The organism is Streptosporangium brasiliense (assembly GCF_030811595.1).
Taxonomy (GTDB): Bacteria; Actinomycetota; Actinomycetes; order Streptosporangiales; family Streptosporangiaceae; genus Streptosporangium; species Streptosporangium brasiliense.
In genome coordinates this window covers 4759675-4783385 of sequence record NZ_JAUSRB010000002.1, presented here as the reverse complement: position 1 = coordinate 4783385, position 23711 = coordinate 4759675, and the positions used below count along the sequence as shown (strand labels likewise).

The window sequence follows — 23711 nt, the reverse complement described above, 5'->3', positions numbered from 1 at the left end:
CAGAGCGCCAACATCGAGGGGTATGCCACTCAGATGAGCGTGAACAAGGGAGAGAACGCCCAGTTCAAGGTGAGAACCGATGCGACCAATTATCGTATAGATATCTATCGCATTGGATATTACGGCGGTATGGGCGCACGGCTGATAGCGACGATCGAGCCCTCCGTCACCCTGCCCCAGACGCAGCCGACCTGCTTGGGGGACACGACAACCGGCCTGATCGACTGCGGAAACTGGGCGCTGTCCGCCTCCTGGGCAGTACCGAGCAACGCCGTTTCCGGAGTCTACGCCGCGAATATCATACGGGAAGACGGCACACCCGGTGTCAGCCAGATCTTATTCGTCATCCGGGATGATTCCCGCAATTCGGATATCTTGCTTAAAACCTCCGACACCACCTGGCAGGCGTACAACGAATACGGCGGCAACAGCCTCTATGTCGGTAGTCCGGTGGGACGCGCCTACAAGGTCAGCTACAACCGTCCGCTTTTCACGCGCAGCAGTTTCTTCATGGCCGAGTATCCTCTGGTCAGATGGATCGAGGCCAACGGGTACGACGTCAGCTACACCAGCAGTGTCGACATGGCCAGCCAGGGGGCGGAGCTGCTCGAACACAAGATATTCGTCTCCTCCGGACATGACGAGTACTGGTCCAATGAAATGCGGAGCAGTATCCAGAACGCCCGGGACAACGGGGTCAATCTCATCTTCTTCTCCGGGAACGAGGTTTTCTGGAAAACCAGGTGGGAGAATTCTCTGGATGCGACGGGCACCCCTTTCCGGACGATGGTCTGCTACAAGGAGACTCACGCCAACGCCAAGATCGACCCGAGTCCGCAGTGGACAGGGACGTGGCGCGACCCCCGTTTCTCCCCTCCATCGGACGGCGGAAGACCCGAGAACGCCGTGACGGGAACGTTCTACATGGTGAACACCCCGGCGAACGACTCCATCACCGTTCCCGCCGAATACAGCGACATGCGACTGTGGCGCAACACGTCTATCGCCAACCTGCAACCCGGCGAGAGTGCGGTCTTCCCCGCCGGAACACTGGGATACGAGTGGAACGAAGCACCCGACAACGATTCCACACCGGCTGGGACGGTGAAGTTCTCCAGGACGAGCGTGGTCAAAACAACAACGTACCTGCTCAACTTCGGCAGCACCTACGGCGCCGGGGACCCGGTACACAGCCTTACGCTCTACAGGCACAGCAGTGGCGCGCTGGTCTTCGGCTCGGGGACCGTCCAGTGGTCCTGGGGACTCGATGACACCCATGATTTGAAACCCTCCGGCGGCGGCCGCCTGGGCGCTACACCCCCCACGGACATCCGGATGCAGCAGGCGACGGTCAACCTTCTGGCCGACATGAAGACCCAGCCGGCCAGCCTCCAGCCGGGTCTGGTTCCGGCGGTCGCGTCAACAGACACCGCTCCACCCACATCAGCGATTACTTTTCCGGCGAGTGGCAGCACCGTACCCGCTGGAACAGTCATCCCCGTTCAAGGGACGGCAGCTGACACCGGAGGCGGGGTCGTCGGCGGGGTCGAGGTCTCATTTGACGGCGGAACGAGATGGTTCCAGGCAACGGGCCGCACCGGTTGGCGGTACAACTGGCTGACGCCCACCCCTGGAACGGTGACGATCAGATCCCGAGCGGTCGATGACATCGGAAACATCCAGGGAACTCCGACGCAAATAACCGTCACCGTTGTCTCGGAGTGCCCCTCCTGCACCATTTGGCCGTCGTCGGCCGTGCCGGCCATCCAGTCGCAGAACGATCCCAATGCCAGTACGGCCGGCCTGAAATTCAGGACGGCCACGGCCGGGACCATCAACGGCATCCGCTTCTACAAGGGCACGCAGAACACCGGGACGCACGTCGGGAGTCTGTGGACCAGCGGTGGCCAGCTGCTCGCGAGCGCGACCTTCACCAACGAGACCGCGTCCGGATGGCAACAGGTGAACTTCCCCACCCCCGTGAGCATCGCCGCCAACACCACCTACGTCGCCTCATACCACAGCACATCCGGCTTCTATTCGGTAACAAGGCCCTACTTCACCACGCAATACACGAACAGTCCGCTCACCGCGCTCGCGAACGGCGCGGAAGGCGGAAACGGCGTATACAAATACGGCGCCACGAACGCCTTCCCGACCCAGACCTATCAAGCCAGCAACTACTGGGTCGATGTCGTGTTCACACCCTCGAACAGTCTGTGGGACAACACGGCGGTCCCGGCCATCCAATCGCAGCCCGATCCCACTGCCGGTACGGCCGGCGTGAAATTCAGGTCGGCCACGGCCGGGACCATCAACGGCATCCGCTTCTACAAGGGCTCGCAGAACACCGGGACGCACACCGGAAGTCTGTGGACCAGCAGTGGCCAGCTGCTCGCGAGCGCGACCTTCACCAACGAGACCGCGTCCGGATGGCAACAGGTGAACTTCCCCGAACCTGTGAACATCAACGCCAACACCACCTACGTCGCCTCGTACCACACCACATCCGGCTTCTATTCGATAACGAGACCCTACTTCACCACGCAATACACGAACAGTCCGCTCACCGCGCTCGCGAACGGCGCGGAAGGCGGAAACGGCGTATACAAATACGGCGCCACGAACGCCTTCCCGACCCAGACCTATCAAGCCAGCAACTACTGGGTCGATGTCGTGTTCACACCCTCGAACAGCCTGTGGGACAACACGGCGGTCCCGGCCATCCAGTCCCAGCCCGATTCCGCCCCCGTCACACTCGGCGTGAAATTCAAGACGACCACGGACGGGAGCATCACCGGCATCCGCTTCTACAAGGGCATACAGAACACCGGGACGCACACCGGAAGTCTGTGGACCAGCACTGGCGAGCTGCTCGCGAGCGCGATCTTCGCCAACGAGACGGCGTCCGGATGGCAACAGGTGAACTTCTCCACCCCCGTGAAAATCACCGCCAACACCACCTACGTCGCCTCCTACCACACCACATCCGGATTCTGGTCGCTAACGAGACCCTACTTCACCACGCAATACGCGAACGGCCCGCTCCTCGCGCTCGCGAACGGCACGGAAGGCGGAAACGGCGTATACAAATACGACGCCGTAAACTCCTTCCCGACCCAGACCTATCAAGCCAGCAACTACTGGGTCGATGTGGTGTTCACTTCGCCTTAGTAATCCGGCCGCAGATTCCGGCCTGGCCGGGTCCGAGCTTCCACGCGTCGCTCCGGGGGCTGAACCGCTCCGGCTCGTGATGTCGTGGAAGCTCGGGTGCCGTCTCCTCGACCTTGAGGAGGCAGAGGCTCTCCCGAAGTGACTCCGCCGGTGAATTCGCGCTCGCCGAAGACCTCCCGGCCGGTGTCCCGGCGAGCTGCCGGCTCCGTACCTCCTGGGGCGCGGCCAGGTTGTGGGCGCCGCGCCGGTGTTTCTCGGCCAGGGCGTGGGCGACGACGAATATCAGCCCTGGGCGACCGACCGTCGCCACCGGATCTGCGCCAGGGCCGTCCGTCCGGTACGGGAGTCCGCCGGGACGGCTCCACGGACTCGGGGCGGTTTCATGGTGAGCGGCGCCGACGACTGGCGCGGAGGTCCGCCTCCGCCCTCCCTCGGAACGGAAGGCCCCGGACACCGCCCGGCCGATCGCGACAGACCGCCGACGGCTGCCATCGGGGGTGGCTCTGTGTGGCGGTCTACCGGGTGAGGTGGCGTTCGACTCCGCTCGGGACCGAGCCGGCGCTCATCGCAATGCCCGCCCAGAAGCAGCGATCTTCAGGTGTTCGACGGCATTCGGCCCCGTGTTGAATATGAGATCAAGGACGCTCACCCGGTGGTCGAACGGCGGGTGGAGCTGTGGATATTCCGGGTAATTCGAGTAGTCGAACCAGCGCAACTCGATGCCCGCTCTCCGGAAGAGGCTCTCATCGAGGTAGGCCCGCGCAGCCGGACCGGTCAGATATTCATGGGCGCCCGCCTTCTGGCACAGATCGACGAGGCGCTCTGTCTTGGATCCCGTGGTGACGTAGTCGGTGGACCAGCGCAGATCGCCCCGGATACCGAGGACCGAACAGAGCCCTTCGAGGAAATGCCGGTTTATTTCGGAGAGCCGTTCACCCCGGCATCCGAGGTAAAGCCGCTCCAGGACCGGCGCGAACTCGTCGAAATAAGCGGCCCTCCGATAGGCGTGCGTGAGAGCTCGCCAGTGTACGACGTTCCAGTCCGGGTCGGCGATGACCGTTTCGTTGATCAGCTGACTCCGGGGGCCGCGCCTGAGCGGGATCGAGAGCCATCTAGGACCCGTCGCCGTCTTTATACGATTACGATTACGCCAGTCCCTGTCGGTGTATTGCACCTCGTCGAGGAGTATGAACTCGTCGACGTGGGCGATCAGGTCGAAATATCCTTTCCATGGAATATAATTCGACTGCACTATCGCAACCCGTTTCATACGCCTCACACTTTCGACTTGCTCGGGCTCCGTACGGGCCTTCCCGGAAGGCCCTCGGACCTGACTACCGTTCGTGAGCGCCGACTCCCGGGCGGACGAGGGTCTCCGCGTTCACGTCAGGCGTCGCCGAAAGGCGTGAGTCCCGACTTTCGGACCGTTCGCGAACGATGTACGTGGGACGCCCCATGCGCTCCACATGGATCCTGCCGAGATATTCCCCGATGATTCCAAGGGCGACCATCTGGGCAGAGGCGAACAGTGAAATCATGGACGCTATCGACGTGAACCCTTTGAGCGTGCTGTCCCCCCACCAATAATTCCAGAGAAAGACAGTGAGGAGGACCGCGCCGAGAGCCCCCACCAGCAGCCCGAAGTAGGTGACCAGGCGGAGCGGGATGGTGCTGTATCCGATCATCACATGGACCGCATGGCGGATGAGCATCGGAGCGGTGTAATTGGAGCGTCCGATGGGCCGGCGTTCCATGTTCACCGGCACGGTTCCGACCCGCATGGTCGCCCACGAGAACGAGATGTCGATCAGAGCGTGCGGGCCCGCGACTCCGTCCAATGATTCGCGTAAAAAGCTCCGGAAGGCGCGGAACGCGCAAATATCTTGACCCGTTGCCTCGCCGAATCTCCCAGAGAGTCCGATTTTGAGCGACTTGGAGGCGAGATCACGTATGAATCCGTGCGTCCCAGCGCGTGGGACCGCGTAGACGATGTCAAGGTCAGGCTTGAGGCCTGCCAGGAGTGCGGGGATCTCTTCCGGTGGATGCTGAAGGTCATCGTCCATGGTGACCACGGTGTCGTAGCGAGCAGAGCGGATGCCGGCGACGAGAGCGTTGTGCTGCCCGTAGTTCCGGGCCAGCAGCAGCGCGCGGACCGTTTCATGCCGATCGGCAAGCTGTTGGGCGACCTCCCATGTCCTGTCTGGTGAACCGTCGACGACGAGTATGACCTCGGACACGGGGGCGGCGGTTGACAAAACGGCAAGGAGGCGATCAACCAGCACCGGAAGCGTCTGCTCGGATCGATAACATGGAATTACGACGGATACGCTATTCATGGTGCCAGTCTCATGACTGCCAAGTCGGCCGGTCGGGCCCGCGGGCCGGATTTACACTATATTGATGAGACCGAGGACGAATACACGAGTTTCTACGCCCCCCTTGAATATTTCATGATCTTGGAATAATCGACTCGCATCGAGTTGATCTTCTGCGGGGACGGGGTTTGGGTTCGGTCATGCCCGCCGTTCGGTCATGCCCGCCGTTCGGTCATGCCCGCGGTCCGGTCAATGCCCCATGCGGGTCGGTGCCATGAAGCCGGCGCCCTTCCGACGATACGGCTCAGGACACGCCTCCCGCATGTTTGTCTCCGAGAGGTCACGATCCATAACATGGCCCGGTAACGGGAGCCCCGGCCGTGGAGTGGGCATCGGCCAACGCGTTTCGGCTCGCATTCCAGCATGCCGGTCTCACCTGACCGGCTCTGGAAGAGCCCCATGGATTCCTGTCCGGAACGATGTCCTGCGGCCCGCGTCCACCTGGCGCCCACCCGGACCGACCCGTCAGACCGGCCTCCTCCCGAGCCGGCACCGCTGGAACCGCTCGGAACCGCTCTGCCACCAGGCCTGCACAGGCCATACGGAAGGAAGGTCATGGAGGTCATCGAACTGAGGCCGGTCCGCGAGGAGGACCTGGACGTCTTCGAGGCGGAACGGGCCACCCCCGAGCTCAGAGGCGAGCTCCAGTGGTACGGACACCGCTCTTCTCACGGGCTCCGCCAGGAGTTCGCCGAGAACGGATTCCTCGGCACCGACTCCGGCCGCCTCACCATCGACGTCGACGGTGCCCCGGCCGGATGGGTGGTGTGGTGGAAGACCTCCTGGGGACCGGATTCCACGTGTTGGTGCTGGGCGATGGGCATCTGTGTCTTCTCCGACTTCCGCGGCCAAGGCATCGGGACACTGGCTCAGCGCCGGCTCGTGGACTACCTGTTCGCCCACACGCGAGCCGAGCGCATCCAGTCCTTCACCGACATCGCCAACTACGCCGAGCAACGCGCTCTGGAGAAGGCCGGGTTCGAACGCGAGGGAATCCTGCGCCGCGCCCAATGGCGGGACGGCGGCTGGCACGACCAGATCCTCTACTCGGTGCTGCGCCCATGAGGTCCGGCAGGCCCCACGGCGGCGGGTGCGGGTCCGTCCGTCAAGCCGGCTCCGCCGGACCCGGGGTCGTCAGAGTCTCCACCTGGGCCAGGGCGATTCGAACCGCGGCACTCCAGCGGTAGGTCTCGCCCGAGCCCTTGTCCAGCACCGTCACATGGGCATCCTCATGGCCGGGACATCCTCCCGACAGCAGTGATCGCACATAACGGGAGCCGATCACCTGGGACAGGGATTCTCATGCCCGCACCTGGATCCTGCTGTGGTCGCCGACCATGAGTTGATGCGTGTTGGGCACTCCTCTGGCCTGGACGACCTCGACGTTCCGGCCGATCAGGGAGTATGTGAGCCCTGAGACGCCTCTGATGACGGATTCTCCCAGAACTATGCTGTATTGCACCTCGGCGTCCTCCAGCACGCAGCCCTCGGCGATCGAGGTGTAGGGACCGATGTACGAGCCGTTTATCTTGCTGTGGGCACCGACGACCGCAGGCCCTCGGATCACCGAGTTCTCCACCACCGCCCCGGGCTCGATGACGACGCGCCCCGTTACCTCCGAGAACCCGTCAACGGTTCCCCGGATGTCTGGTTCGATCGCCTCCAGGACGATGCGATTGCATTCCAGCATGTCCTGCAGACGTCCGGTATCTCTCCAGTAGCCGCTCACGAAGTGCGAACGGACACGGCCACCGTTGTCGATGAGCCATTTGATGGCGTCCGTGATCTCCAACTCTCCGCGGGCGGAAGGTGTGATCGCGTTGACCGCCTCATGGATGGCCGGGGAGAACGTGTAGACCCCCACGATCGCGAGGTCACTACGCGGGTGCTCCGGTTTCTCCTCCAGCCCGATGATCCCGCCGTCCGGTCCCAGCTCGGCGATTCCGTAGAGTTGTGGCTCGGCGACACTGGTGAGCAGGATCTGGGCGTCGTTGTCAGCCTCGCAGAAGGCCTCCACCAGGTCCCTGATACCGCCCACCAGAAAGTTGTCGCCCAGATACATCACGAACGGCTCGTCGGCGAGGAACTCTCGAGCGATCAGGACACAATGCGCAAGCCCCAGAGGGGCCTCCTGGGGGATGTAGGTCACGTCGAGGCCGAACTTCGAGCCGTCCCCGACCGCTTCCCGGACCTCATGGGCCGTGTCGCCGACGATGATCCCGACGTTGCTGATGCCCGCGTCCCGTATCGCCTCAAGTCCGTAGTAGAGCACCGGTTTGTTGGCGACGGGGACCAGCTGCTTCGCCGAGGTGTGGGTCAGCGGGCGCAGCCTCGTCCCCTTGCCACCCGCTAGAACGAGTGCCTTCATGGTTGTTGGGTCCTTCCACCAAGAGCGCTTGGCCACAGCGACCATCTGCACGCTCAATTTACGCGGAACTCCAATTTAGTAACCCGCCGCCGTCCTTCGCTTTTGTCAAAGAACGTGTGGTAACTTGACAAGACTAGGATTTTTCCCGATTGGGAAACGTCCACATCCGGTGCGTCAGGTAGCTCAACGGCGGACTCACGGCTATCAGCAGGCCCTGTGCCACCATAATTGGAATACCGATGAATTCCACCAGAATCGGGACACCGACAACGGACGTCACCAGGAATCCCAATCCGACCGCGTAGAACCTCAGGTAACCCGCGAGCCATGATTCCCCGGAAACGCGGAAAACCACCAGCCTGTACCATGGATAGACGATCACCGAGGTGAGGAACTGGCAGGCCACAAGCAGGAAGACATAAGGAACCCGGCCTTTGACGGCAAGCAGCCCCAGCCCCAGGAGGGCGCAATAGACCACCGCCGTCATGGCGCTGGCCAGCAGATACGCGACACGCCGGCCCCAAAATGCCGAGACCAGAGCTCCCCACCCGGGGCGTGAATTCTTCTCGTGGGCGGTCCCGCTTTCGACTTCAACCATATGGCAGTCACTCCGGATCGTGATCGGGCGGCGGGATCGAATGAATTACGGTCGGCCACCGGAAATCAACCGGGGGTTGGCGTCAGGGACGGTTCCGGTCATCGCGCGTCACCGTCCGGACGGACTCTTCCGGCGCTCGTGACCCGGTTCGTGTCGCTCGTCGAGACCTGAGAGAACCGGCGAGCATCACGGTCCGGCCGGGCGCGATCGGCTTCACGGACCGTCAGTTCACCTCGTAGGTCCGGACGGCGTCGATCACGTGGTCGACGTCGGCCTCGGCCAGATCAGCGAACAGCGGCAGCCGTACAAGGCGGTCAGCGACCTCCTCGGTGACCGGGCATCCTTCTGGGGCCGCCCGCCCGTATCGCACCCCCGCGGGCGCGGAGTGCAGCGGCTGGTAGTGGAATGCCGCCTGCACATCCCTCTTCGAGAGGTGGGCGATCAACTCCTGCCGATTCACCAGGTCCGGAAGCAGGAGATAGTACAGGTGCGCCGGATGGGCGCAGCCGTCCGGGACCGTCGGCTGGGCGACCCCGTTCGCCGCACCCCAGTCCGCCAGTTCATCGTGATACCTGCGCCACACCGCATGACGCCGGGCCTGGACCGTGCCGAACGACTCCAGCTGGGCGGTCAGCTGTGCGGCGAGAACATCGGACGGAAGATAGCTCGATCCGATGTCGACCCATCTGTACTTGTCCACCTGCCTGCGGAAGAACCGGCTGCGATCGGTGCCCTTCTCCCGGATGATCTCGGCTCGCGCGACCAGATCCGCGTCGTTCAGAAGCAGCGCGCCCCCCTCCCCGCACTGCACGTTCTTGGTCGCGTGGAAGCTCTGGGCGGCCATGCTGCCGAACGAACCGAGAGGCCGGCCTCGATAGGACCCGCCCAGACCGTGGGCGTTGTCCTCGACGAGCGCGAGGTCATACCGTTCGCACAGTTCTCCGATCGCCTCCATCTCGCAGGCGACACCCGCGTAGTGCATGACCACGACGGCCCGGGTGCGATCGGTGATCGCGGCTTCGATCAGCCGCTCGTCCATGTTGAGGGTGTCGGGCCTGCAGTCGACGAAGACCGGCACCACCCCGCGGAGGGTATAGGCGTTGGCCATCGACATGAAGGTGAACGACGGCATGATCACCTCGTCGCCGGCCTGGAGGTCGAGCAGGATCGCCGACATCTCCAGCGCGTGCGTGCAGGAGGTGGTCAGCAGCGCCCGGCCCGCCCCGGTGATCTTCTCGAGAAGCTCGGAGGCCTGCCGGGTGAACGGCCCGTCTCCGCAGGTGGATCGCCGGCGTACGGCCTCGACGAGATAATCCAGCTCGTTCGGCGAGATATGCGTTCGGTTGAAGGGAATCGTCTCCCGATCGGTTACTTTCACAGCCGAAGTGAACAACGGAAGGATCAGCCGGCAGGCGTTGCGCTGCCGTCCATTGGTGATCCATTACGTAAGCCTTAGGTCACGCCGGTCAATCCGGCCGGGCCTCCGCCGGCTTCCGCGCCTCGATCACGAACCCACTGGCCGCCACCGTGGCGTTGGGGTGCCGCGCCAGCAGGACGTCGAGGAACTTGATGGGCGAGAGCAACCACATCAGGGGGGCCAGAACACGATAGAGCCGCCTGCTGCCGAACGAGAGCAGGAGGGCCAGCCACTCCTGAAACGTCCACAGCATGGCCGAGGTGGGACCCGCGCCTATCCGCACGTTCAGCACGTCGAAACGGCTGAAGAGGGTTCTCATCCCCGCCTCGGTGTAGCGCTGGTAGTCGTACGGTGACGCGTGGAACGGCTGCATGAAGGGCACGTAGCACAGCACCCGTCCTCCCGGCCTGAGCACGCGCCACATTTCCCGGATGTGGGCCTGCGGATCCGGCACGTGTTCGAGCACGGCGACGCTGACGATGCCGGCCAGGGCCCCGTCGCCGATCGGCAGCGTCCGCAGGTCGCCCACGATGTCGACGTTGGCGTAGGTCCCCCCGTCCACGCAGAGCACCCTCGGGTCGTAGCGGTTGGTGCCCGACCCGAGATCGGCGACCAGGTCGCGGTCGAGATCGAAGCTCGCCAGGAAGGGGCGGATGAAGCGCCTCAGCAGGACCGGTGAGACGAGCTGGATCGCCAGTGGATACACCGGCCCGAAGCGGCGCTTGACGCTCTCCTTGATCCGGTTGAGCGGGTCGTCCCGCAGCTCGGCGTCTCCGAAGCCGGCGAAACGCAACTGGTCGCCCACCCGGTGGCCTCCGGCGCCGCAGCGCGCGCACGTGTAGGACCCGTCGAGCGGGACGCGGCAGGAGGGGCAGACCAGTACGGCCGCCGCCCGGTCGACCGGGCAGCCCGTCGCCTCCGCCGTTCTCATCGCGTCCTCTCCTTCAGCGGCCGCCACCAGGTCTGGTTGTCCTGGTACCAGCGCACGACCTGGGCGAGTCCCTCGTCGAAGTCCACCTGCGGCCGGTAGCCGATCGAGCGGATCTTGCCGCTGTCGACGGCGTAGCGCCGGTCGTGGCCGAGCCTGTCCTCGGTGTGCTCGACCATCTCCCAGCCCACGCCGGAGGCGGCCAGCAGCCGTCCGGTCAGCTCCCGGTTGGTCAGCTCGACGCCGCCGCCGATGTTGTAGACCTCGCCGGCGGTCCCCTTGTCCAGCACGAGCTGGATGCCCCGGCAGTGGTCGTCGACGTGCAGCCACTCGCGGACGTTCTCACCGTCGCCGTAGAGGGGCACCGGGAGCCCGTCGATCAGGTTGGTGACGAACAGCGGGACGACCTTCTCGGGGTACTGGTACGGACCGTAGTTGTTGGAGCAGCGGGTCACCCGCACGTCGAGCCCGTAGGTCCGGTGGTAGGCCCTGCACAGCAGGTCGGCCCCCGCCTTGGCCGCCGAGTAGGGGGAGTTGGGCAGCAGCGGCTCCTCCTCGGTCCAGGCGCCCTCGGCGATGGACCCGTACACCTCGTCCGTGGAGACCTGGACGACGGTGCGCACGCCGGCTTCGAGCGCCGCCTGCAGGAGCCGCTGCGTGCCGTACACGTTGGTGACGACGAAGTCCCCCGCACCGGTTATCGACCGGTCGACGTGGGTCTCCGCCGCGAAGTTCACGATGACGTCGTGGCCCGGCACCACCTCGGCGAGCAGCCGGGCGTCGGTGATGTCCCCCCGGACGAAGGCGTAGCGGGGGTGCCCGGCGACCGGGCGCAGGTTCTCCGGGTTGCCGGCGTAGGTGAGCTTGTCCAGCACGGTCACGCGGGCGTCCTCGTAGCCGGGGTGACCGCCGGACAGCAGTGACCGCACGTAGTGCGAGCCGATGAACCCGGCGCCGCCGGGGATCAGGATCCTCATGCCCTCACCTGGATCTGGCTGTGGTCTCCGACCATGAGCTGGTTCATGTTGGGCACCCCCACCGCGCGCGTGGCCTCGACGTTCCGGCCGATGAGAGAGTATGTGAGCCCGGAGACCCCTCTGGCGGTGTCGTCTTCCAGGACGACGCGGTGCACTCCAACATGTCCTGCAGGCGCCCGGTGTCCCAGTGGCCTCCGACGCTCCGGCTTGTCGGCGACGGGGACCGGCTGTTCGGCCGATGTACGGGTCGGCGGGCACGACCTCGTCCCCCTGCCGCCCGCCAGAACGAGTGCCTTCACCGCTCTTTGAGCCTTTCCGCGAAGAACTCATGGCCGCAGCGGCCATCTGCCCGATTGAATTTATGCGGAACCCGGATCAGTGGCCCCGTGCCGTCTCCCCCTTTTGCCGAAGAACGGACCACAAGTTGCCGGGGCCATAGCTTTCCACCATGACGGAAGGCCCGTGCCCGGTGGACCGCATGACTGAGCGGCGGGCTCAGGACCATCACCACGCCCCGCGCCGCCATAATCGGAATTCCAGCGAATTCCATTATGTGATGCGATGACTCCCGAAAGCCGAGAGCAGGGTTCTCCATCCGAAAGCGGAGGCGGTCACATCACGTCCTCCGGTAGCTCGTAAACGGCATAGCCGCCGGAGCGGAAGCGGAGGTTCGCGAAGTCCCCGATCCTGGGACTCGAGCTGCCGTACCGCTCGTCGACGAACAGCCAGCGCACACCGTACCCCAGTCGCAGCCGCCGGACCGAAGCCGCCGAGGGTGCGTCGAAAATCTCGTCGTTCGCCCGGATCCGCTCCTCGTCCCAGAACGGGAGGGTCTCCGCCCGTTCGCCGGGATGCCAGCGGCTCATGTTGGTGGCGGTGTACGCCCATCCCTCGACCAGCACGCGCCGCTCCGTCAGAGCCGCCGCCCAGAATCGGCGGCTGTCACACGGATCCCCCGGTCCTCCCAGGCAGCGAGCGTTCGTGGCGACCACGTCGTCCGTGCCCGAGTGGGCGCGCAACCACCGCCCGGCAGCCAGCGCGCCGTCGGAGACCACCGGAGCGGCCACCGCGGATTCCACCCCGGTGCTGTCGCCCGCCGGAGTGTGGAAGGCCGCCGACAGGACACGTGTGCACCAGGCGGCGGGGAAGCCGACGGCCGCGATCATGGTGATCGTGAGGGCGCCGACGACGACGCGCCGCCGGTGGACGACCGCGAGGACGCCCGCCGCCAGGAGCGCGGTGACCGCCAGGACGAGGTAGGGCCGGTAGAGGACGGCGTCGGACTGGCCCGCTCCCAGCGGGACCTCGACGCCGCAGAGCTCGCGGATCAGACAGGCGGCCGCCACGCCGGCGGCGCCCGCGTACGCGAGCGCGCGCGGTGACAGCCGGGCCCGCCGTACGGCGACGGAGAGCCCGTAGGCCGCGACGATCACCAGGTAGGGGTAGGACGCGTCGAAGAAGTAGATCTGGCCCATGTGCGGGTGCCCGAGGAAGAGGACCGCGCCGACGCCCACCGTGCCCATGCCGAGCATCAGGACCACCGGCGGCCGCATGAGCAGCCGGGGCCGGCTGAGCAGCCCGATGATCCCGCACCACTCTATGGCCCAGCTCAGCACGTAGAGCAGCGCGATACCCAGCACCGAGACGAGCGACGGCTCGGCGCGCTCTCCCAGTCCGGTCAGTCCTCCCCAGATCTTCCGGAAAAGGGAGAGGTCATTGATGACCATCCCCAGATTCGCCTGCCTGAACAGCACGGTCTGGGCGAAGACGAAGCAGGCCGCGGTGAGTCCCAGCGCGGCGAGCGTGGGCCAGGACGGCCGGCGGCGCCTGACCAGCTCGACCGCGGCGACCGTCCCGAGTCCGGCGATCAGCAGGGGCAGGTAGGTGGCCTTGGCGCCCGTCACCGCGACGAGGAAGATCCCCAGCAGGAGCCAGCAGCCGGCGCTCGACCGCCGGCGCTCGAGTAGGTCGACCAGGAGCAGGATGACCGGCGCGAACAGGAGAGTCCCGAAGGTCTGGGTGGGGCTCAGCCACGAGATGGCGGCCCGCCAGGTGAAGATCCCGACGTTGATGCCCTGGTAGAGGTTGGGGGCGGCGATGAAGACGGTCCCCAGCAGGGCCAGCAGGGCCACCGCCCAGGAGCCCGTCACCCGCCGGGCGATCATCGCGAGGATGACGGCCAGGGCCGCCAGCATGGGGAGCACGCCCAGTCGGAACAGCAGCACGAGCGGTTCCACGCCGGTGACCCAGCTCGCCGCGGCCAGGTGGGCGTAGACGAACCAGTGGTAGAGCAGCGGCTCACCCGCCACCATCGGCACCGTGGGCGGCATGTGGTGCTTCAGCTCGCCGATCAGCGCCAGGTGGAAGGGCATGTCGACGTAGGAGGTGCCGAGGGCCGGCCAGGTGAGCAGGTTCTTCCTGAAGAAGTTGACGGCGCTCCAGGCGATCAGGTAGCCGATGATCAGGGCCAGGGACCACGACCACCACCGGGGCGTACTGGGCCGGACCCCGCCCCGCCAGTATCCGCGCAGCCGAGGAACGGCGGCGAAGACCGCATACGTGACCACCGGCCAGACCAGCACCAGCAGCGGCAGCCCCACCGCCCGCGCGGCGATGTAGGTCAGCACCTCCAGCGCGTACCCCAGCGCCAGTCCCAGCGCCAGCTCCTCGACCAGGGTCCGCCTGCGGCGGTACAGCACCCGCACCAGCAACACACCCGGAAACGCCAGCCCCGCCGCCACATAGACCCCGAACAAGGCCATGTCCACCGGCGAGACACCGTAGAAACCCAGCACCGCCACGGCGAAGACCGCCACCGGCACCGCCGGCAGCCACCGCCACCTCAGCAGCCGGCCCGGCCCCCGGCGCCACCCCGGACGCCCTCCCCCACCCGGCAGAGCACCGGCCCGCGCCGGCCCGCCACCCTCAGGGGAACCCTCCCGGAGGGAACCCGGCGAAGAACCTTGAAACTGCGGAATCCTGGCCATACGCGCGAGTCTGCCGACACAACGATCTTCACCCCGGCCGGACACCCGCGTTTTCCGATGTCCTTGCCAACCCTTCAGGCAGATCATGGGAGGGCCGCGCCCGGTCGTGCGGGAGCTCCGGCACCGGGACGCCGGCCGGGCCGGCGGGCCCCGCCGCGTGCAGCCGCGCGTGACAGAGCGCGGCCGCGATCACCAGTCCGAGGATGCCCCAGCCGGGCCCGGGGAAGGCGCCGGTGGTGTTGAACCACACCGCGACGCCGGCGAGGACGGCGCGGGTGAGCGGATCGGCCGCGCGCATGGCGAGCCAGAGCAGCAGGGCGAACAGCGCGATCCCCACGATGCCCAGGTAGGCCGCGATGTCCAGATAGACGTCATGGAGGCCCTCGTAGGGGGTGAGGGCGAAGGCGCTCCGGTCGACGGTGGCCCACCCCGAGCCCACCAGCGGGTCGGTCCTGGCGAACAGCTGCCCGAAGACCCCCGCCTGGGCCGCGTGGATGTCCACGGTGGTCGACAGGTCCGGACGGATGACCGGGACGAACGTGACGGCGAGGATGCCGAACAGGACGATCACGAGCGGGTGCACCCGCCTCAGGCGCATTCTCGCGAGCCAGCCGGACCGCGACACCCGGGTGAGCATGACGAGTCCGGCGATCAGGGCGACCGTCGCGGCGATCCCCCTGCTGCCGACGAGCCCTGTCAGCCCGGCCCCGATCAGGAGCAGCTTGACGGCCCGGTTCCGCTCCGCGGCGCCGAGCACCGTCACGACGGCGGAGACGAGCCCGATCTCGTTGGGGCCGCCGGGGAACCCCGCCCACCGGCCGTCGAAGTCGCTGACCAGGGGGACCGTCGCGATCATCAGCACGCAGATCCAGCGCGCGTCGCGCCAGAGGTCCGTGCCGGGCCGCAGGTACAGGCCCACCGCGACCCCCGCGATCAGCGGCTCGACCACGCGGAGGAAGGCCACCGCCCCGGAGAACTCACTCCGCGCCACTCCGAAGACGACGAAGAGGGCGATGACGGCGATGAGCACGTGGCGCGTGCCGGCCTTCGCCCGGACGAGGGCCGCCACGGCGGTGAGGAGCAGGAGGGCGTCCCCGGCGTTGACGTCCACACCTCCCACGGAGGTCAGCGTGGGCCACACCGCGGTCACGCTCAGGACGCAGAAGGCCATGACCCACACGATGAGCCGGGCCGGCGCGGCGAAGACGAACAGCGGGACGCCGACGAGCAGTGCGGCCCAGCCGAGGACCTCGGTCTGCTCCCGCGCGACCATGGCGCTGAGCAGGGCGGCCGACCCGGATATCGCCACGGCCAAGCAGAGGTTGCGCAATCCCCCCGGGACCGTCCAGCGGTGCGCGGTCACCGCCGCACCACCGGCCCTCGGACCACCGCGACCGCCTCGGCGGCCGCCAGCCGCGCCGGGATGATCTGGACCGGCCGTGAACTGCTCCCATCGGGCGCTATCACGAGCCCTCCCTCCTCGGCACCTGCTGTTCGATCAGCACCTCAGCGACTGTACAGAGAGCAATGGCCGTGTACTCTCTGTTTCCTTCGCGTGTCGCCACGGAAGAGACACTCAGGGCACACCCAACAGGGGAATCGCATATATGAATCCGGAACAATCGCATTGGGCCGGACCGGATATATGCCTCCGCGCCACTTGTCACCGGCGCCGGACCAGGCCGGCACCGGCCGGATCAATGACAGCGTAATGATCGCGCAATATCCCTGACAGACGGAGTGCCGTGCCGCTACGAGCATTCCTGATTGCGATGATGACGTCCGTGATCACGACAGATGCCGTGCACTCCCGCGCCCGGCCGAAAATCGTCTACGCCATTCCCCATCTCTCGGTCGACGCGACGGAACACTTCGCGCACCTTCCCGCCTTTCTCAAGGCGCTCGGGGAACGGGCCGACCTGGTCGCGCTGGTCGAGCGGGGCACGCCTCCCGAGAAACTGCCGGGCGTGCGCATGGTCGTCTCCGTGCTGGGCCGCACCCGGCCCGCCCGGCTGCTCAACTGCGTCCGCGCGATACGCACGTGCCACCGGGCCGGCTACCGGACCTACTTCCTGCGCTACTCGCGCCTGCTGCTCATCGTGCTCGTGCTGACCTACCCGATCTTCCGGCCCCGCATATTCCTGTGGCGGAGCGGCACGGCCGACCTGATCGAGCCGGGGCGCAGGAAGACCGTCCGGCGGCGGCTGGACGACGGGCTCAACTACGTCCTCGCGCGGTGCGTCCACGCCTTCGTCACGGGCCCGGAGACGATGGTCCCGGTCATGCGCGGGCGGTGGCGGGTGCCCGCCGGCAGGATGCGCCTGCTGTACAACGACATCGACAGCGATCGCTTCACCCCCCTGGCCCCCGCGCGGCGCTCCGAGGTCCGCCACCGGCACGGGTGGGACGACGGCGACTTCGTCATCCTCTTCGTCCACCGGCTCTCCTTCCGGCGCGGGACGCGGCTGCTGGCCCGGCTCCTCGACGCCGTCGACGCCGCGCTGCCGTACCGGGTGCGGCTGGTCGTGGTGGGGGACGGCCCCGACCGCCGTCACCTCGACCGGCTGGCCGCCGGACGTCCGAACATGCACGTCCTCGGTGCCGTCCCCAACCTCGACCTGCCCGACCTGTACGGCGCCGCGGACTGCTTCCTCATGCCGAGCTACGAGGAGGGCTTCCCCCGCGTGCTGCTGGAGGCGATGAGCTCGGCGCTGCCCGTCGTGACGACCAGCGCGGGCGGCTCGGTGGACGTGGTGGGCCGGGACTACCCCTTCGTCTGCGCCGTCGGAGACCTCGCCGCCCTGGTCGCGGGCGTGGTCGAGCTCGCCGGCCTGCCCCGGGCCGAGCGCGACGCCCTCGGCGGCCGGCTCCGGGACAGGGCCCGGGACAAGTTCTCCCCCCAGCGAGTCGCCCGGATGCTGGAGGACCTCCTGTGAAACCCGTCTCCGTCACCCTGGTCGGTTCCAGCCCCTGGGCCCACGACCTGCACGCCGACGACGTCAACCTACGCCCGGCGCTGGCGCTGGCCGAGCGTCTCGGCGCCCCGTACAACGTGATCGTCCCGGCCGGAGGGGCCGCCGCGGGCTTCGTCGACCTCGACCCCGTGCGCCTGTACCGCGTCCCGGACGGCTCGCGGCCGGTCCTCCTCCGCGAGGCGCGCCACGTGATCGACCACGGCCTGCGCGCCCGCGGTGACGTGCTGATGTCGAGTGACCCGCTGGCCGCCGTCGCGGCGGAGCTGTCGCGCACCCGGCGGACCACCCCGCACATCGTGCAGATCCAGGGGGACGTGCTGGATCCGGGCCCCGAGTACGGCGGGCCGCTCAAACGCGCGGCGCTCGCCGTGGTCTCGCGGGCGGCCGTGCGCCGCGCCTCCGCCGTACGCGTGGTGCGCCGGGGCCTGCGGGAGCGGGCCCAGCGGCTGACGCGGCGCCCGGTCATCCACGTGGCCAGCCGCGTGGACACCCGGATGTTCGTCCCCGCCCCGGCCCCCTGCCTGAAACCGATCCACACCGTCATGGTCGGCAGCCTGCTCCACCTCAAGAACCACGCGACCGTGCTGCGGGCCTGGCCGCGCGTCCTGGAGAACGTCCCCGACGCGCGGCTGGTGGTCCTCGGCGAGGGACCGGCCCGCTCCCAGCTGCTCGGACAGGCACGCGCCCTCGGCGTCGAGGACCACGTCGAGCTCCGCGGCGCCGTACCGCAGGCGGAGGTCGTCTCGGTGCTCCAGCACGCGCGCGTCCTCGCCCACCCCTCCTGGTCGGAGGGCCAGCCCCGGGCGGTGCTGGAGGCGATGGCCTGCGGCCTGCCGGTGCTCTGCTCCGACATACCGGCGCACCGGGAGATCGTCGGCCCCGAGGCCGGCCGGCTGCTGGCCCCGGCGCAGGCCCGCGACTGGGCGGAGGCGATCACCACGCTGCTGACGGACACCGAGCGCGCCCGGCAGATGGGCAACGGCGCGCGCCGCTACGTCAGCGAGCACCACGACTTCGAGCTCATGATCGACCGCTTCGCCGATTTCATCCAGGGCGTCGTCGCCGAAGACTCCCTCAGGAGGAGATGACATGAGGATCCTCCGTGTCGGATACCGGCTGCCGCCCGAGCCCGGTGGCAAGGAACGCCACATCGAGCGCCTGACGCGGGAGCAGATCCTCAACGGGCACCAGGTGGTCGTGGCCCACCGCCGGGGCGAGGCGCCACCGGGGGCCGAGCTGCTGCCGCCGGCCCCGTGCCTCCTCGGCCGGCTGGCCTCCAGGAGGTCCGACGTGGTGGCCTTCGCCGCCGAGTGCGCGCGTGCGCTCCGGCGCGCGCGGCCGGTCGACCTCGTCCACCTGCACGGCGACCACCGCGAGGCGCTCGCCCTCGGGCCCGCCGTACGGCGGCTCGGGGTCCCCTTCGTGGTCACCGTCCACGGCGCCCTCACCGTGCGCCACCGGCGCGTCATGCCCTGGGCCTTCCGCCACGTCGACGGGTTCATCGCCCTGGGCGTCCGCCCGCGGGACGACCTGCTCGCCGCCGGGATACCGGCCCGGCGGATCCGCACGATGTCCAGCGGCCTGGACATCCCCCACCTGGAGGGGTTCCGGGGACGGCACCCCGTCGAGCCGGGGCTGGTCGTGAGCGTCGGCTCCCTGGCGAAGGTGAAGAACCACGCGCTGCTGATCGAGGCGTTCCACGCGCTGCGCGCGGACCTGCCCGGCGCCCGCCTGGTCATCGCGGGAGACGGGGCCGAACGCGCCCGGCTCCGGCGGCTCGCGGGGACCGGCTCCGGGATCGAGTTCGCCGGGCCCCTCTCGGCCGACCAGATCTACGCGCTGGTGAGCCGCGCCCAGGCTTTCGTGCTGGCCTCCCGCCGGCTGCCCGCCGTCGGGGAGGGGATACCCACCGCGGCCCTGGAGGCGCTGGCGCTGGGCACCCCCGTCATCGTGTCGTCGGACGCCTCGCTGGGACCGGTCGTCGCCGACGACGGCGCCTACCTCACCTTCCCCAGCGGATCCACGCCGGAGCTGGTGGCGCTCTTGCGCTCGGTCCTCCAGGACGAGGGACTCCGGCTCCAGATGGTCGAACGTGGCAGGCGGGCGGTGGCGGCACTGGACTGGCCGCTGGTGACGGCGCGGGTCGAGGAATGGTACGGGGAGCTCATGAACGGTCGGAGACCGCGGCGTGCCGGGGCGGCGTCGTGAAAGGCCCGCACATCTGCGAAGTGATCAAGACGCTGGACGTGGGCGGCGCCGAGGTCCTGCTCGTCGAGCGGCTGCTCGCCGCGCCGTCCACCGGCAAGCGCTACACCGTCGTGTGCCGGCGGGCCACCACGCCGAACCTCACCGACCTGCTGCGGTCCGCCGGTGTGGACGTGGTCGACCTCAGCTCGTCGGCGCGCCCGTCCGACCTCGTCCGGACGGTCCGGCGGCTGGCGCCCGACGTGCTCAACTTCCACTCCCCGCTCCCCGCGGCGCTGCTGCGGCCGGCCTCCCGCCTGTGGAGACCCCGCCCCGCGCTGGTCACGACCGTGCACAACGTGCGCTACCGCACCACGACCCTGCTGCTCGACCGGGCGACGGGATGGCTGGACACCCGGACCGTCGCCGTCTCCCCCCAGGTCGCCCGCGCCCCCACGAGCTGGGGCGCCCGCGCGCTGTGCACCCGGGTGCACGGGGTCAGCGTGGACAGGCAGCGCCGCTGGGCCCTGGAGTCGGAGCGGGTCAGGCGGGAGTGGGACGTCCCAGAGGGCGCCTTCCTCATCGCGCACGTGGCCAACTTCCGGCCGGCCAAGAACCACGGGCTGCTCATCGAGGCCGCCGGCAAGGTCCTCGCCGAGGACCCGCGTGCCCTGTTCCTGCTGTCCGGGTCCGGTCCCCTGGGCGGGCAGGTGGCCGGACGCGTCGCCGCCCTGGGACTGGACGGCCTGCGCCTGATCGGGCACGTGCCGGACGCCGGGCGCCTGATCGCCTGCTCCGACCTCCTCGTGCTCAGCTCCTCCCACGAAGGGCTGCCCGTGGTCGTCATGGAGGCGCTCGCCGCCGGTGTGCCGGTGGTCTCCACGGACGTCGGGGGGGTGTCCGACCTGGTGGTCTCCGGCCGGAACGGACTGCTCACCACGCCCGGGGACTCCGGTGAACTCGCCGCGGCCATCCTGCGGGCGATGCGTCCCGAGACCCACGCCTCCCTCCGGCGAGCAGCGGCCGACAGCGCCGACCTCGTCGACGTCAGGCGGACCGCGGAGTGGTTCGACAGGCTGTACGACGAGGTCTGTCCCCGGTCATGACGGCTCTGCTCGAACGCGTGATCCACCACATGCGCTCGCCCGGCAGGCGGCACCTGCGGACCTTCACCTCGCTCACCGCCACCGGCCAGGGCGAGGCGGTGCTGTCCATGGTCAGCCTGGCCGTCCTGATCCGGCTGGGGGGGACCGAGCAGTCCGGTCAGGTCATCTTCGCCCAGGCGCTGTCGGGCGTCTGGTTCCTGCTGCTGGATCCTCGCCTGGAGGACGCCGCGCAACGGTTCGTCCCCATCGAGCAGCAGCGGAGCGGGCAGGGCTCGGCGCTGTTCACCCGGCTGCTGCGCTGGGATGTGGCGATCGGCGCGGCGGCGGGCTGCCTCGGCCTGCTGGCGGTGCTGGCGGCATGGCTGCTGGGGCTGGCCGGCGGCGACCTCGCGCTCATGCTCGCCCTCGCGGCCGTCTCCGGCGGGGCCGCGGCGTCGACCGGCGCGGCGGGGGCGGCCTTCGCCCTGGCCGACCGCCTGCGCGACCTCGGGGTCGTGCGCCTGCGGTGCGCGGTCCTGTCGTCGGCGCTGTCGCTGGGCGGCCTGCTCGCCGGCGGCCCGGCGGCCTACCTGGCCGGTCAGGCCGTGAGCGCCGTCGTGACGGCCGTGGTGCTCGGCAGGCTGTCCCTGCGGGCGGTCCTCACCCATGTGGGGCCGGCCGTGACCCGGGTCCCGCTGCCGGCCGGCCTCGTCGCCTTCACCGCGAAGGCGTCGGCGGGGACGTCGGTGGCGGCGGCCTCCGAGTCGGGCGTCCTCGCGCTGGCGGGTCTGCTCGGAGACCCCGCCCTCGTGACCGTTCTGAAGCTCGCATCGGCGCCCAGCCGCCTCTACACGACCCTGATCAGCCCGGTCGCCTCGATGCTCCACCCCCGGCTGGCCCAGGCCGCCGCGGTGGGAGACAGGGGGCTCATAAGACGGGACGTGGTGCGCGCGTCACTGCTGCTCGCCGCGGTGGGCGTGGTCGCGCTCACCGTCGCGGCCCCGGTCACCGGGGACGTGCTCGGCCTGGTCTACGGCGCCCAGTACGCCGGGGCCGGCGGTACGGCGGTGCTGCTGCTGGGCGTGGCGTGCGTGAAGGGCAGCATGTCGTGGTCGAAGGTGCTGCCCCTGGCACTGGGCCGGCCGGGCTGGCGGCTGACCTACCTCGCCGCCGAGGGCGTCCTCCTGCTCGTCCTGCTGTCGGCCGCCTGCTGGACGGCCACGGGCGCCGTCCAGATCTCGCTCGCCTTCGGGTGGGGGTCGCTGGCCCTCGCCGTCGCCGGCTCGGGCTGCTGGCTCGTCCTGCTGCGGAGGCTGGTGCCCGCCGACGGGTGAGCCCGCCGGCGCGGACCGGGAGATCCGCGCCGGCGGGCCGGGACGGCGGGCAGGACCGATGGGGACGGCGCGCCGCGCCCCGGAAGGGTCCCCGGGGCGCGGCGCGCCCGCGCCCCGCTGCCCGCGAGATCTCCGGGCCCTGTCCCCTCAGGCCGGGAGCGCCTCGTCCAGGAGCCGCGCGTATGCGTCGCCCAGGACGTCCCAGTCGACCTGGGCCGCCGCCGCCCGGGCTCTGGCCGACAGCCTCGCCCGCAGCGGCCCGTCGTCGAGCAGGCGCACCAGTGCCGCCGTGAAGTCGCCGGCCGAGTCCACCGTCAGGCCGCACTCCAGCCGGCTGATCATCTCTGTCGGGACCCCGCGGTATCCGACGACGGGCACGCCGCAGCCGACGGACTGGGCCACCTTGATCGACGAGCGCTCGTGCGCGATCCGGCGGGGGTATATCCCGACGTCGAAGGCTGCCATGCAGGCGGGCACCTGCTCGGCCGGCACGTGCCCGACGAGCTCGATGTCCTGCCTGTGCTCAAGCTTGCGCCCGAGGGCTCTGCCGACGCCGCCGACGAGCCAGAGCCGTGCCCGCGGGCAGGCGGCCACCACCGGGGGCCACAGCTCGTCGATGAGGTGGTCCACGTTGTAGAGGTCGTCGGAGCCCCGGTCCGTCCCGGTCAGATGCCAGGCGGCGACGTAGCCCACGGTCAGCTCGCCCGGCCGCTTCCGCTCGCGCATCTTCCGGGCGGCGACGGGGTCGGGCCCGGACGGGCGCAGCCCGTGGCCTATGACATGGATCGGGCAGGTCAGCCCGAGCTCCCGGTAGCGGTCGGCCGCCGCCTCGTTGGTCACCACCAGGGCGGCGACCTGCCTGGCGGAGCGGAGTGCCGAGACCTCCCGCTCGGTGAAGAACGGATCGTCCATGTCGACCACGACCGGGAAGTCGACATAGGGGAGGTGCCTGGTGTTGGTGACGAATCCATACCGGTAGGCCCGGGCGGCCATGCCGAACAGGGCACGGCCGTGGACGCCGATCGTGGAGTTCAGCGCACGGAACTGGAGGCCGCGCATGACACGCCGGTCGGAACAGACCAGCAGCAGGTTGTCCACGCGGCCGAGATAGGGCAGCAAGCTCTCATAGCGGGCATTATTCACGCTCTTGAACCAGATATTCGTATGGAATATCCGACCCTGCCCGACATTACCGTTTATCAGGTCGGTCACACTGACCTGGTTGAAATTCACAGGCGCCACGGTCCACCAACCGGCATGTCCTATCAAGGACGACACGCTGGATCACCGAGACGACCCACGGCTTACC

At 68.4% G+C, this 23711-nt stretch carries 18 protein-coding genes; 7 read left to right on the top strand and 11 right to left on the bottom strand.

Annotation, left to right across the window (positions count from 1 at the left end):
- Positions 1-33 precede the first annotated feature (33 nt).
- A complete protein-coding gene (locus J2S55_RS30425; protein WP_306868008.1) occupies positions 34-3174 on the top strand; it encodes a DUF4082 domain-containing protein in 3141 nt (1046 codons plus the stop codon).
- 562 nt (positions 3175-3736) lie between these two features.
- On the opposite strand, the gene J2S55_RS30420 is transcribed toward J2S55_RS30425, so the two are convergent.
- Both J2S55_RS30420 and J2S55_RS30415 read right to left on the bottom strand, forming a co-directional pair.
- Positions 3737-4444 carry a WbqC family protein gene (locus J2S55_RS30420; RefSeq protein WP_306868006.1) on the bottom strand — a complete coding sequence of 236 codons (708 nt, stop codon included), beginning with the start codon at positions 4442-4444 and terminating at the stop codon, positions 3737-3739.
- A gap of 64 nt (positions 4445-4508) precedes the next feature.
- Complete coding sequence (locus J2S55_RS30415; protein WP_306868004.1) at positions 4509-5510, bottom strand: glycosyltransferase family 2 protein; 1002 nt, start codon at positions 5508-5510, stop codon at positions 4509-4511.
- A gap of 594 nt (positions 5511-6104) precedes the next feature.
- Between J2S55_RS30415 and J2S55_RS30410 the strand changes: the two genes are divergently transcribed.
- Positions 6105-6614 carry a GNAT family N-acetyltransferase gene (locus tag J2S55_RS30410; protein ID WP_306868002.1) on the top strand — a complete coding sequence of 170 codons (510 nt, stop codon included), beginning with the start codon at positions 6105-6107 and terminating at the stop codon, positions 6612-6614.
- 235 nt (positions 6615-6849) lie between these two features.
- Here the strand turns inward: J2S55_RS30410 and J2S55_RS30405 are convergent, their stop codons facing one another.
- From J2S55_RS30405 to J2S55_RS30370, 8 genes are all read right to left on the bottom strand, one after another.
- Positions 6850-7917 carry a glucose-1-phosphate thymidylyltransferase gene (locus J2S55_RS30405; RefSeq protein WP_306868000.1) on the bottom strand — a complete coding sequence of 356 codons (1068 nt, stop codon included), beginning with the start codon at positions 7915-7917 and terminating at the stop codon, positions 6850-6852.
- A gap of 133 nt (positions 7918-8050) precedes the next feature.
- A complete protein-coding gene (locus tag J2S55_RS30400; protein ID WP_306867998.1) occupies positions 8051-8515 on the bottom strand; it encodes a GtrA family protein in 465 nt (154 codons plus the stop codon).
- Between the two features lie 223 nt (positions 8516-8738).
- Complete coding sequence (gene rffA, locus J2S55_RS30395; RefSeq protein WP_306867996.1) at positions 8739-9893, bottom strand: dTDP-4-amino-4,6-dideoxygalactose transaminase; 1155 nt, start codon at positions 9891-9893, stop codon at positions 8739-8741.
- 88 nt (positions 9894-9981) lie between these two features.
- A complete protein-coding gene (locus J2S55_RS30390) occupies positions 9982-10863 on the bottom strand; it encodes a methyltransferase domain-containing protein (protein ID WP_306867994.1) in 882 nt (293 codons plus the stop codon).
- The gene (gene rfbB, locus J2S55_RS30385) at positions 10860-11837 is read right to left on the bottom strand and encodes a dTDP-glucose 4,6-dehydratase (RefSeq protein ID WP_306867992.1); all 978 of its coding nucleotides are present in this window, start codon (positions 11835-11837) and stop codon (positions 10860-10862) included. The genes J2S55_RS30390 and rfbB overlap by 4 nt, the downstream gene beginning before the upstream one ends.
- Entirely contained in the window at positions 11834-11992 is a 159-nt protein-coding gene (locus J2S55_RS30380; RefSeq protein ID WP_306867990.1) for a hypothetical protein, read from the bottom strand. Before J2S55_RS30380 ends, rfbB begins: the two co-directional genes overlap by 4 nt.
- Before the next feature lie 456 nt (positions 11993-12448).
- The gene (locus J2S55_RS30375) at positions 12449-14659 is read right to left on the bottom strand and encodes a hypothetical protein (protein WP_306867988.1); all 2211 of its coding nucleotides are present in this window, start codon (positions 14657-14659) and stop codon (positions 12449-12451) included.
- A 193-nt stretch (positions 14660-14852) separates the two neighbouring features.
- Positions 14853-16187 carry an O-antigen ligase family protein gene (locus tag J2S55_RS30370; protein WP_306867986.1) on the bottom strand — a complete coding sequence of 445 codons (1335 nt, stop codon included), beginning with the start codon at positions 16185-16187 and terminating at the stop codon, positions 14853-14855.
- A 421-nt stretch (positions 16188-16608) separates the two neighbouring features.
- Between J2S55_RS30370 and J2S55_RS30365 the strand changes: the two genes are divergently transcribed.
- Genes J2S55_RS30365 through J2S55_RS30345 form a run of 5 tightly spaced genes read left to right on the top strand, consistent with a single transcriptional unit; the run spans position 16609 to position 22402 of the window.
- Complete coding sequence (locus J2S55_RS30365) at positions 16609-17760, top strand: glycosyltransferase family 4 protein (RefSeq protein WP_306867984.1); 1152 nt, start codon at positions 16609-16611, stop codon at positions 17758-17760.
- Complete coding sequence (locus J2S55_RS30360; RefSeq protein ID WP_306867982.1) at positions 17757-18887, top strand: glycosyltransferase family 4 protein; 1131 nt, start codon at positions 17757-17759, stop codon at positions 18885-18887. Before J2S55_RS30365 ends, J2S55_RS30360 begins: the two co-directional genes overlap by 4 nt.
- 1 nt (position 18888) lies before the next feature.
- Positions 18889-20007: a glycosyltransferase family 4 protein gene (locus tag J2S55_RS30355; protein WP_306867980.1), complete on the top strand. Its 1119-nt coding sequence runs from the start codon at positions 18889-18891 to the stop codon at positions 20005-20007.
- Positions 20008-20027: 20 nt separating this feature from the next.
- The gene (locus J2S55_RS30350) at positions 20028-21089 is read left to right on the top strand and encodes a glycosyltransferase (protein WP_306867978.1); all 1062 of its coding nucleotides are present in this window, start codon (positions 20028-20030) and stop codon (positions 21087-21089) included.
- Entirely contained in the window at positions 21086-22402 is a 1317-nt protein-coding gene (locus tag J2S55_RS30345) for a lipopolysaccharide biosynthesis protein (RefSeq protein WP_306867977.1), read from the top strand. Before J2S55_RS30350 ends, J2S55_RS30345 begins: the two co-directional genes overlap by 4 nt.
- A gap of 147 nt (positions 22403-22549) precedes the next feature.
- Here the strand turns inward: J2S55_RS30345 and J2S55_RS30340 are convergent, their stop codons facing one another.
- Positions 22550-23500, bottom strand: coding sequence for a glycosyltransferase (locus J2S55_RS30340; protein ID WP_306867976.1), 951 nt, complete (start codon positions 23498-23500; stop codon positions 22550-22552).
- Positions 23501-23711: the final 211 nt, after the last annotated feature.

Excerpts from the sequence above, each read along its gene's own strand:
- J2S55_RS30425 (WP_306868008.1), top strand. The coding sequence starts at position 34 with ATGAGCGTGAACAAGGGAGAGAACGCCCAGTTCAAGGTGAGAACCGAT.
- J2S55_RS30420 (WP_306868006.1), bottom strand. The coding sequence starts at position 4,444 with ATGAAACGGGTTGCGATAGTGCAGTCGAATTATATTCCATGGAAAGGA.
- J2S55_RS30415 (WP_306868004.1), bottom strand. The coding sequence starts at position 5,510 with ATGAATAGCGTATCCGTCGTAATTCCATGTTATCGATCCGAGCAGACG.
- J2S55_RS30410 (WP_306868002.1), top strand. The coding sequence starts at position 6,105 with ATGGAGGTCATCGAACTGAGGCCGGTCCGCGAGGAGGACCTGGACGTC.
- J2S55_RS30405 (WP_306868000.1), bottom strand. The coding sequence starts at position 7,917 with ATGAAGGCACTCGTTCTAGCGGGTGGCAAGGGGACGAGGCTGCGCCCG.
- J2S55_RS30400 (WP_306867998.1), bottom strand. The coding sequence starts at position 8,515 with ATGGTTGAAGTCGAAAGCGGGACCGCCCACGAGAAGAATTCACGCCCC.
- J2S55_RS30390 (WP_306867994.1), bottom strand. The coding sequence starts at position 10,863 with ATGAGAACGGCGGAGGCGACGGGCTGCCCGGTCGACCGGGCGGCGGCC.
- rfbB (WP_306867992.1), bottom strand. The coding sequence starts at position 11,837 with ATGAGGATCCTGATCCCCGGCGGCGCCGGGTTCATCGGCTCGCACTAC.
- J2S55_RS30355 (WP_306867980.1), top strand. The coding sequence starts at position 18,889 with ATGAGGATCCTCCGTGTCGGATACCGGCTGCCGCCCGAGCCCGGTGGC.
- J2S55_RS30345 (WP_306867977.1), top strand. The coding sequence starts at position 21,086 with ATGACGGCTCTGCTCGAACGCGTGATCCACCACATGCGCTCGCCCGGC.